This is a genomic window from Mycobacterium sp. TH-M103 (assembly GCF_057473785.1).
Window position 1 is genome coordinate 1 of the sequence record NZ_JBYCLG010000016.1, and the last position, 9383, is coordinate 9383.

Consider the following 9383-nt stretch of genomic DNA (forward strand, 5'->3'; position numbering starts at 1 on the left):
GCGACCGCGGCGCCGAGCGCCACGCCGAAAACCACGTCGCTGGGATAGTGCACGCCGAGCAGTATCCGCGACAGCGCCATCGGCGGCACCAGGACCGCGGGGCACAGCCCGGGAGGCAGCCCGCCGGCCCGGCCCAGCAGGATCGCCGCCGCCGTCGTGGAGGTGGCGTGCGCCGACGGGAAGCTCAGCCGGCTGGGGGTGCCGACGTTGACCGCAACGGCCGGGTGATGCGGCCGTTGCCGCCGCACCAGCCGTTTGACCAGCACCGCGGCGGCGTGCGCCGCGAACGTCCCCGCGCCGGCGAGAAGCCACTCCCGGCGGCGCCCCGGCTGGGGGTACCGCCGGCTTGCGGGGGACAGGACCGCCCCGGCCGACGCCACCGCCAGCCAGCCGATGCTGTGCTCGCCGAAGTGGGACAGCGCGCGCGCCGCGGGCAGCACCCCGGGCCGACCGGCCAGCGCCGCCTGCGCGGCCACGATGACTGCCGCCTCGCCGCGCGGCCGGGTGTCAGTCATGCCCGGGGTTGCCGGGGGCGGGCAGCAGCGCGGTCTCCCACTTCTGCTTGCTGGACAGCACCGGCAGGGCGTCGCGGTACACGCGGCGCATCTCGTCGAACCGTTTCGTCAGCTGCCGCTGCCGGCGCAGCGAGGCCGACAGGAGCGCGAACATCTTGCGCCGGTCGCGCTGCCGGTAGACCACGCCGCAACCGTCTGCCGTCGTCACGGTGACGCCGTCGACGGTGCACAGCCGGAACCAGCGCGCGTCCTGGGTCGGCACGTTGAACTCGGGTCGCCGGTGGGCTTCCGGGTCGGCCTTGGTGAAGTTGTGGGCGATGCCGCGCACCAGTCGGTAGCCGATGGACAGCGGGTTCACCGGCGGTTTCATCGCCCTGCTCTGGTGCAGCGGCGGCGGCAGTTCGCTGGCCGCCGGCAGGACGACCGCGTCGGGGTACTGCTTGCGGATGCGGTGCACCTCCGGCAGCGCCGACTCCAGGATCGAGAAGATGTGCTCGGGGCCGGCCAGGAAGTCGTCGATCGCTTTGTTCTGGATCGCCACCGTCGAATACTCAAGGCAAGCAAGGTGTTTCAGCGTCGCCTTGAGATGGCTGCGGACCAGGCCGGTGACGTCACCGTCCCAGTGCATCGCCGCGACCACCAACCGGTTGCGCAGGTGGAAGTAGGCCTGCCAGTCGATCGCGTCGTCCTTGTCGCTCCAGGCCATGTGCCAGATCGCCGCCCCGGGCAGCGTGACGGTCGGATAGCCGTGTTCGGCGGCCCGCAGGCCGTAGTCGGCGTCGTCCCACTTGATGAACAGCGGCAGCGGCTGGCCCAGTTCCTCGGCGACCTGCCGCGGGATCATGCACGTCCACCAGCCGTTGTAGTCGACGTCGATGCGGCGGTGCAACAGCTTGCTCTTGGCGTTGTTGTCGTTCAGCGGGTACTCGGCGAAGTCGTGGTCGTATTCGGCGTGCGGCGCCGCGGTCCACATGAAGTTCGACCGGTTGACGACCTCGCCCATGATGTGCAGGTGCGAGGGCTCCTGCAGGTTGAGCATCTGGCCGCCGATCAGCATCGGGCTCTTGGCGAAGCGGTGCATCGCCAGCACCCGCAGGATCGAGTCCGGCTCGAGGCGGATGTCGTCGTCCATGAACAGGATCTGTTGGCAGTCGGTGTTTTTCAGCGCCTCATACATCACCCGGCTGTAGCCGCCGGAGCCGCCGAGGTTGGGCTGGTCACAGATGGTCAGCCGATTGCCCAGCCGGGCGGCCGCCGCCGGGAAGTCGGGGTGGTCGCGCACCTTGTGCACGCCCTGGTCGGGCACGATCACCGCGCCGATCACCTCGTCGACCAGCGGGTCGGCGGTGAGGTCGGCCAGGGCGTTGGCGCAGTCGGCGGGCCGGTTGAACGTCGGGATCCCGACCGCGATGTTGGCGGTGCCGGGGGCGGGCTCGGCCGCATACCAACCGCCGGAGTGCAGGGTGACCGCGGTGTCGGTGGTGATGTCGAACCAGATCCAGCCGCCGTCCTCGAACGGCTTGAGCGCCACGCCGATCTCGATGACACACGGCTCGTGGTCGCTGCCGGCGAACTGGCGGCCCTCGACGAAGATCCGGGCGCCGGTGGCCTTGGTGCGGTAGACGTCGACGCGGCCCGCGCCGGTCACCTCGACCCGCAGCACGACCGACTTGCAGATCGTCCAGCGCCGCCAGTAGCTGGCCGGGAACGCGTTGAAGTAGGTGGCGAACGACACCTCGGACTCCGCGCCGATCTGCAGCGAGGTGCGGGTGGTGGCGTGCGCGCGGCGGGCGTTGGTGGCCGACTCCTCAAGGTAGAGCTTGCGCACGTCGAGGGGCTCGCCGGAGCGCGGCAGGATGATTCGGGCCAGCAGGCTCACGGCGGTCATTCGCCCGTCTCTCCGTTCAGCGGGGCGCCGTCGCGCAGGTGCGGCGCGAGGACGTTGTCGTACATGTTCAGCGCGCTGGCGATGGCCATGTGCATGTCCAGATACTGGTAGGTGCCCAGCCGGCCGCCGAACAGCACCTGCGACGCCGCGGTCTCGGCCTTCGCCCGCGCCCGGTAGGCGGCCAGCACGGCGCGGTCGGCCTCGGTGTTGATCGGATAGTAGGGCTCGTCGTCGTCCCCGGCGAACCGGGAGAACTCCCGCATGATCACCGTTTTGTCGGTGGGGTAGTCGCGCTCGGGGTGGAAGTGACGAAACTCGTGGATGCGAGTGTAGGGCACCTCGATGTCGTTGTAGTTCATCACCGGCGTGCCCTGGAAGTCGCCGGTGGGCAGCACCTCGAGCTCGAAATCCAGGGTGCGCCAGCCGAGTCGGCCTTCGGCGTAGTCGAAGTAGCGGTCCAGCGGGCCGGTGTAGACCACCGGCGCGCCGGGGCTCTCGGCGCGCAGCCGGTCGCGCACGTCGAACCAGTCGGTGTCGAGGCGGACCTCGATGCGCTCGTCGGCGGCCATGTTCTGCAGCCAGGCGGTGTAGCCGTCGACCGGCAGGCCCTCGTAGGTGTCGTTGAAGTAGCGGTTGTCGAAGGTGTAGCGCACCGGCAGGCGGGTGATGTTGGCCGCCGGCAGTTCCTTGGGATCGGTCTGCCACTGCTTGGCGGTGTAGCCCTTGACGAAGGCCTCGTAGAGCGGCCGGCCGATCAGCGAGATGGCCTTCTCCTCGAGGTTCTGCGCGTCGGTGGTCTCGATCTCGGCGGCCTGCTCGGCGATCAGCCGGCGCGCCTCGTCGGGGCTGAAATATCTGCCGAAGAACTGCGACACCAGGCCCAGTCCCATCGGGAACTGGTAGGCCTGCCCGTCGTGCATCGCGAACACGCGGTGTTGGTAACCGGTGAACTCGGTGAACTGCCGCACGTAGTCCCAGACCCGCTTGTTGGAGGTGTGGAACAGGTGGGCGCCGTACCTGTGCACCTCGATCCCCGTCTGCGGCTCGGCCTCCGAGTAGGCGTTGCCGCCGATGTGCGGGCGCCGTTCGACGACGAGCACGCGCTTGCCGAGTTGGGTAGCCACGCGCTCGGCGACGGTCAGGCCGAAGAACCCGGATCCCACGACGAGGAGGTCGAAACGAGCGGTCATCGGTTGCATAGGGTATCCGACCGCGCGGGTCCAACCCATTTGACGAGCCAGGGCCGTTCGGATTGACCTAGGTCGCGATTGGCTCACGATTCAATATCACCACTCTGGTCACACCATTCTCACTCGTACCATCGACTCTGTGTGGGTCATGCCGGACCGAATCCAAAGGCAGGACGCGCCGAACAACAGATAGCTAGATTGAGGAGACTTCCGTGCCGAACCGACGCCGACGCAAGCTTTCGACAGCCATGAGCGCGGTCGCCGCCCTGGCAGTGGCGAGTCCTTGCGCATACTTCCTGGTCTACGAGGCGACATCGGGCAGCAAGCCGACCGAGCACCACGAATTCAAGCAGGCCGCAATGATTTCCGACCTGCCCAACGAGCTGATGGGCGCGCTGTCGCAGGGGCTTTCCCAGTTCGGGGTCAACATGCCCCCGGTGCCCGCGCTGACCGGGGGCGCCGGGGCCACGCCCGGCCTGGGGACCCCGGGCCTGGCGACGCCCGGCCTGACCAGCCCCGGCCTGGCGACCCCGGGCCTGACCAGCCCGGGCCTGACGCCCGCGGCGCCCGGACTCGCGCCCGCCGCGGCGTTGCCGACGACCCCGGGGCTGCCCGGCGGGGGTCTGCCCGGCGGCGGGCTGACCACCCCCGGGCTGACCAGTCCCGCGGCCGGGCTCACCAGTCCCGCAGCCGGGCTCACCCCGGGCCTGAGCCCCGTCGGCGGGGCCGGCGAGGTGCCGATCAGCACGCCGGCCGGCCTGGACCCCGGCGCCGACGGGACCTACCCGATCCTCGGTGACCCCTCCACGCTGGGCGGCATGCCGGCCGGCGCCGGGGGCAGCAGCGGCGGCGGCGGACTGGTCAACGACGTGATGCAGGCCGCCAACCAGCTGGGCGCCAGCCAGGCCATCGACCTGATCAAGGGCCTGGTGATGCCGGCGATCATGCAGCAGGTCCAGCAGAGCGGCGGTGCCCTGCCGGGCGCGGCCGGTGCCCTGCCCGGTGCCGCCGGTGCCCTGCCGGGTGCGGCCGGCGCCCTGCCCGGCGTGGCCGGTGCCCTGCCGGGTGCCGCGGGTGCCCTGCCGGGCGCGGCCGCCGGTGCCCTGCCCGCGGCGGCCGCGGCCGTCCCGGCGGCGGCGCCTCCCGTCTAGGAGCCCGGAAAGTCCTGTCACCTGACGGCACCGCAGAGTTGTGTGGCTCTGCGGTGCCGTCGAATGTCCGGGCTTTCTGCGCCCGCACACCGTGTCGTCACATTAATAACAATAGGAACACACGTAACATCGGCCCCGTGTCGTCCCGCCGCGCGCCCACGATGTTGCTCAGCGCTTTCGCGGCGACCGCCGTCATCGTCGCGTCGGTGGCCGACGTGGTCCGAGCGCAGCACGCCGCGGCCCCGCCGCCGGCCCGCGAGACCCGGCTCGCCGAGCAGCCGCTGATCGGGCTCGGCGGCGGTGTCACGGTTCGCGAACTCACGCAGGACACCCCGTTCTCGCTGGTCGCGCTGACCGGCGACCTGGCGGGCAGCTCGACCCGCGTGCGCGCCAAGCGGCCCGACGGATCGTGGGGCCCGTGGTACCAGGCCGACTACCAGACCTCGGCTCCCGACCACCCGCCGGCGGACGGCGACGGTGCCAGCGAGGGGCCCCGCAGCACCGATCCCGTCTTCGTCGGCACCACCACGACGGTGCAGATCGCGGTCACCCGCCCGATCGACGCGGCGGTGACCCGGGCGCCGGCGGCGCCGATTGTGCCCCCGGACCGCGGCCTGGGCTACAAACCGGCGTCCACGGAGCACAGCTTCGGGCAGAACATCTCCGCGGTCCTGATCTCCCCGCCGCAAGCGCCGGCGGAGAACCAGTGGGCGCCGCCGTCGGGTGTCCTGATGCCGGGCCAGGCGCCGCCGATCATCAGCCGGGCCGAGTGGGGCGCCGACGAATCCCTGCGCTGCGGAACCCCCCAGTACGACAACGGGGTTCGGGCCGCGGTGCTCCACCACACAGCCGGCAGCAACGACTACTCCCCGCTGGAGTCGGCCGGCATCGTCAAAGCCATCTACACCTACCACGCCAAGACGCTGGGCTGGTGCGACATCGCCTACAACGCGCTGGTCGACAAATACGGCCAGGTGTTCGAGGGCAGCGCCGGGGGCCTGACCAAGCCCGTCGAGGCATTCCACACCGGCGGGTTCAACCGCAACACCTGGGGTGTGGCGATGATCGGCAACTTCGACGACGTGCCCCCGACGCCGATCCAGCTCCGCACCGTCGGCCGGCTGCTCGGCTGGCGCCTCGGTATGGACGGCGTAGACCCCAAGAGCACGGTCGCGCTCGAGTCGGCGGGCAGTCACTACACCACGTTCCCGGCCGGCGCGGTCGCCGACCTTCCCACCATTTTCACCCATCGCGATGTCGGCAACACCGACTGCCCGGGCAACGCCGCCTACGCGCTGATGGACGAGATCCGCGACATCGCATCGCATTTCTACGACCCGCCCGAGGAGCTGATCAAGGCGCTGGAGGGCGGCGCCATCTATGAGCACTGGCAGGAGCTCGGCGGGATGAAGAGCGTGCTGGGGGCGCCAACGTCGCCGGAGGGCGACGCCGAGGGCGGCGCCCGCTTCGCCACGTTCGCCAGAGGCGCGATGTACTGGTCACCGGTGACCGGCCCCCAGCCCGTCACGGGCGCGATCTACGACGCCTGGGCCTCGCTGAGCTACGAGCGGGGACCGCTGGGGCTGCCGACGAGCGCGGAAATCCAGGAGCCCCTGCGGATCACGCAGAACTTCGTGCACGGAACCCTGAACTTCGAGCGCCTCACCGGCGACGTCACCGAAGTCGTCGATGGCATCACCACGCCGCTGTCGAGTCCCTCGTCGTCCCAGGCCCCGAGCGGGCCGGAGGTGCCGCCCGAACACTTCTCGCTGCCGGCCCACCCGCCCATGTAGCCGTCAGAGCCACCAGCGTTCCAGCACCCGGCCCACGCCGTCGTCGCTGTTGGGCGCGGTGATCTCGTCGGCGGCGGCGAGCACCTCGGGATGGGCGTTGCCCATCGCCACGCCATGACCGGCCCACCGCAACAGGGGCAGGTCGTTGGGCATGTCGCCGAACGCCAGCACCTCGCCGCTGACGATCTCCGACGCCCTGGCGAGCTCCTCGACGCCGGTGGCCTTGCTGATCCCCAGCGGCATGATCTCGACCAGGCCGTTGTCGGTGGAGTAGGTGATGTCGCCCTCGATGCCGACGTGCCTGGCCAGGGCGGCGGCCATGTCGGCGCTGCGGGCACCGGCGCGGCGGATCAGCAACTTGATCGCCGGGGCGCTGAGCAGGTCCTCGATCGACACCTCGGTGTTGTCCGGATTCAGCCACGCGTGCTCGTACCCCGGCGAGCTGATGAACTGCGGGGTCGCCGTGTCGTGGGCGCGTTCCCCGATCCGTTCGACGGCCAGCCCGGCGCCGGGGAGCACCCGGGTGGCGAGCTCGGCCAGCTCGGCGAGGGTGTCGACGCCGAGCGTGCGCGCCGAGACCACCCGGTCGCTGCCCGGGTCGTAGATGACCGAACCGTTGGCGCACACCGCCATCGGCGCGAAACCCAGCTCGTCGACCACCGGGCGTATCCAGCGCGGCGGGCGGCCGGTCGCCAGCACGAACTGCGCGCCGCCGGCTACCGCGGCCCGCACCGCGTCGCGGGTGCGGGGCCTGATGGTCTCGTCGTCGTCCAACAGGGTGCCGTCGACGTCACAGGCGATGAGCGCCGGCAGTGTCATTGTTGGGTCACCGGGAGGATCTGCCCGTCGTCAGTGGATGCCGTCTTGCGCGCGCCCCGGTGGCGTCACGCCGTCGTGCCCGTACCGCTGCGCCCGAGCCCGCAGCTCGGCCGCCCGCATCGCCCGGGAGTCGTCCTGGGTGGGCGCGCCGCCGCCCAGCCGGCGCGGCACCCAGAATTCGCCCGCCGGGTGCGGGTACTCCTCCTGGACCCGGTACAGCAACGAGTTCATCGCGTGCCGCAACGCCGCGTTGAGCTGCTCGACGTCCCCGTGCGGCGGCAGCGGCGCGCCGGCCGCCACGGTGATCGGGACCTTGTTGCGGAACAGCTTCTTGCGATGATCCTTGGGCCAGATCCGGTGGGCCCCCCAGACGATCAGCGGCACGATCGGCACCCGGGCCTCCAGCGCCATCCGGGCCGCGCCGGTCTTGAATGCCCGCAGCTCGTAGCTGCGGCTGATGGTGGCCTCGGGGTGCACGCCGACCAGTTCGCCCTCGCGCAGGCACCGGACGGCCGCCGCGTAGGCGTCGTGCCCGTCGCGGCGGTCCACCGGGATCAGCCGGGCGTGCCGGATGACGTAGTCGACAGCCTTCACGTCGGCCATCTCGGCCTTGATCAAGAAGCGCAGGCGCCGCTTGCGCCGGTGGGCGGCCAGCGACGCGGGCAGCCAGTCCAGGTAGCTGGTGTGGTTGAGGGCGACCAGCGCCCCGCCCGCCGCCGGGATGTGCTCCAGCCCCTGGTAGGTGATCTTCGTCCCGTTCATCGCCACGACGGGCGGGACGATCGTCTCCGCGAAACGAAAAAACGGTTCGGCCATCTGTTTCTCCCCCTGTTATCGCCTCTGACCGGGCGAACGACCCTCGGCCCGGGCGGCCGCCTCGGCGGCCTCGATCCGGGCCGCCTCGGCCGGGGTCGGCGCGCCGCCGCCCAGCCGGTGCGGCACCCAGTGCGCCCCGGGCTCGTGCGGGTAGCGCTCCTGGGCCTGATGCAGCAGCCTAGTCATCGCCGCGCGCAGCGCCGCACCGGTCTCGGCGACGTCGGCGTCCGCCCGCAGCGGTGCACCGACCCGCACGTCGACGGGCACGTGGTTGCGGCCCAGCTGTCGCGGCCGGTCCTTGGTCCAAATCCGCTGCGCCCCCCAGACGATGACCGGCACGATCGGCACCCCGGCCTCCCCGGCCATGCGGGCCGCGCCGGTCTTGAACTCCTTGAGCTCGAAGCTACGGCTGACGGTGGCCTCCGGATACACCCCGACCAGCTCGCCTTCGCGGAGCTGCTGCACGGCGACGGCGTAGGCTCCCGCCCCCGCGTGCCGGTCCACCGGAATGGTCCGGGTGCGCTTGATCAGGAAGTTCACCACCTTCACGTCCTGCATCTCGGCTTTGATCATGAACCTCAGCCGGCGGCGGCGCCGGTGCACGGCCAGCGCGGCGGGCAGGAAGTCGACGTAGCTGGTGTGGTTGATGGCCACCACGGCCCCGCCCCGATCCGGGATGTTCTCCTCGCCGCTGTAGGTGATGCGGGTGCCGGTGGCCAGAACCATCAGCTGGGCCAGGATCTCCAGGATGCGGAACGTCGGCTCCGCCATCAGACCGGCCCATCCGCGTCCCCGGCGCGGCGCGCCGCCCTCGCCGCCACCTCCTCGGCGTCCATCCGGGCCGCCTCGGCCAGAGACGGGGCGCTGCCACCCAGCCGGCGCGGCACCCAGAACTCGCCGGCCGGGTGGGGTCCGTATTCCTCCTGCGCCCGCTCCAGCAGGTGCTGCATGCGCGAGTGCAGCAGGCCGTTCAGCTCGGCCACGCCCAGCGTCGGCTCGATCGGTTCGCCGACGAGCACCGTGATCGGCACCTTGGGGCGCCACAGCTTCTTGGGATGCCCCTTGGTCCAGATCCGCTGCGCCCCCCAGACGATGTGGGGGACGATCGGCACCCCGGCCTCGACCGCCATCCGCGCGGCCCCCGTCTTGAACTCCTTGATCTCGAAGCTGCGGCTGATGGTGGCCTCGGGATAGACGCCGACCAGCTCGCC

General features: G+C 71.1%; 9 protein-coding genes. 2 read left to right on the forward strand and 7 right to left on the reverse strand.

The window, feature by feature from the left end; translation table 11 throughout:
* From AC2VOR_RS00670 to glf, 3 genes are all read right to left on the reverse strand, one after another.
* A partial coding sequence (locus tag AC2VOR_RS00670) for a phosphatase PAP2 family protein (protein WP_486963018.1) occupies window positions 1-515 on the reverse strand: 515 nt, incomplete at its 3' end.
* A complete protein-coding gene (locus tag AC2VOR_RS00675) occupies window positions 508-2403 on the reverse strand; it encodes a glycosyltransferase (protein WP_369736367.1) in 1896 nt (631 codons plus the stop codon). The genes AC2VOR_RS00670 and AC2VOR_RS00675, both read right to left, overlap by 8 nt.
* Complete coding sequence (glf, locus tag AC2VOR_RS00680) at window positions 2400-3602, reverse strand: UDP-galactopyranose mutase (protein ID WP_369736365.1); 1203 nt, start codon at window positions 3600-3602, stop codon at window positions 2400-2402. Before glf ends, AC2VOR_RS00675 begins: the two co-directional genes overlap by 4 nt.
* Window positions 3603-3805: 203 nt before the next feature.
* Between glf and AC2VOR_RS00685 the strand changes: the two genes are divergently transcribed.
* Both AC2VOR_RS00685 and AC2VOR_RS00690 read left to right on the forward strand, forming a co-directional pair.
* Entirely contained in the window at window positions 3806-4744 is a 939-nt protein-coding gene (locus AC2VOR_RS00685; protein WP_486963019.1) for a PirG, read from the forward strand.
* A 137-nt stretch (window positions 4745-4881) separates the two neighbouring features.
* Window positions 4882-6537, forward strand: coding sequence for an N-acetylmuramoyl-L-alanine amidase (locus tag AC2VOR_RS00690; protein WP_369736363.1), 1656 nt, complete (start codon window positions 4882-4884; stop codon window positions 6535-6537).
* A 3-nt stretch (window positions 6538-6540) separates the two neighbouring features.
* Here the strand turns inward: AC2VOR_RS00690 and AC2VOR_RS00695 are convergent, their stop codons facing one another.
* From AC2VOR_RS00695 to AC2VOR_RS00710, 4 genes are all read right to left on the reverse strand, one after another.
* Entirely contained in the window at window positions 6541-7356 is an 816-nt protein-coding gene (locus AC2VOR_RS00695) for an HAD family hydrolase (RefSeq protein ID WP_369736362.1), read from the reverse strand.
* A 30-nt stretch (window positions 7357-7386) separates the two neighbouring features.
* Window positions 7387-8172, reverse strand: a complete 786-nt coding sequence (locus AC2VOR_RS00700; RefSeq protein WP_369736361.1) for a lysophospholipid acyltransferase family protein — start codon at window positions 8170-8172, stop codon at window positions 7387-7389.
* A 15-nt stretch (window positions 8173-8187) separates the two neighbouring features.
* Window positions 8188-8943, reverse strand: coding sequence for a lysophospholipid acyltransferase family protein (locus AC2VOR_RS00705; RefSeq protein ID WP_486963020.1), 756 nt, complete (start codon window positions 8941-8943; stop codon window positions 8188-8190).
* On the reverse strand, window positions 8943-9383 hold a 441-nt coding region (locus AC2VOR_RS00710; RefSeq protein WP_486963021.1), incomplete at its 5' end, for a lysophospholipid acyltransferase family protein. The genes AC2VOR_RS00705 and AC2VOR_RS00710, both read right to left, overlap by 1 nt.